General features: G+C 37.0%; 1 pseudogene. It reads left to right on the top strand.

The window, feature by feature from the left end:
• Positions 1-22 precede the first annotated feature (22 nt).
• Positions 23-589: pseudogene (locus IU405_RS04095) on the top strand (hypothetical protein); the annotation flags it as partial.

The following is a 589-nucleotide window of genomic DNA, read 5'->3' on the forward strand; positions in this document are numbered from 1 at the left end:
TATCGTTTTCAAAGGCTTTAAAGTGGGTAGTAAAGTAAAAGGTATTGATGCTGACACTTTTGGAACTACACTTACTTTCTCTAACTTAGATTTCGTAACTACTGATGCTCTTTCAACTATTTCTACTCAATTAACAAGTACACATGCTGAAATATTAGCTGATCAAACTCCTGGAACTGGGGCAAATACGTGTGTTTTTAGTGGTTGGACTGCATACTTTACTAAAGATGCAAATCTTTGTTCGTCATCTAATATAGGTAGTGGTACTGTATTTTTTATAACTTCAGACACAAATTGGTCTGGAACTGTAAACATTGACGGAAAAGTTGTTGTAAATAATAATGCAACTTTAACAATTCAACCTGGTACAGTTATCAAAGCTGCATTTAAATCTGATCCAGTTGACGCATCTGCTTTAGTTGTAGCTAAAGGTGCTAAAATCATTGCTAACGGAACTGCTGCTTTACCTATCGTTTTTACTGCTGCTGCTGATCCCTTAACAGCTGCAAACGTTGCTGCTGGTGTGTATGTTGCTCCTGGTCATGACTTAGACTTAAACGGTCTTTGGGGTGGAGTTATCATTTTAGGA

Source organism: Polaribacter sp. BAL334 (assembly GCF_015767435.1).
Taxonomy (GTDB): domain Bacteria; phylum Bacteroidota; class Bacteroidia; order Flavobacteriales; family Flavobacteriaceae; genus Polaribacter.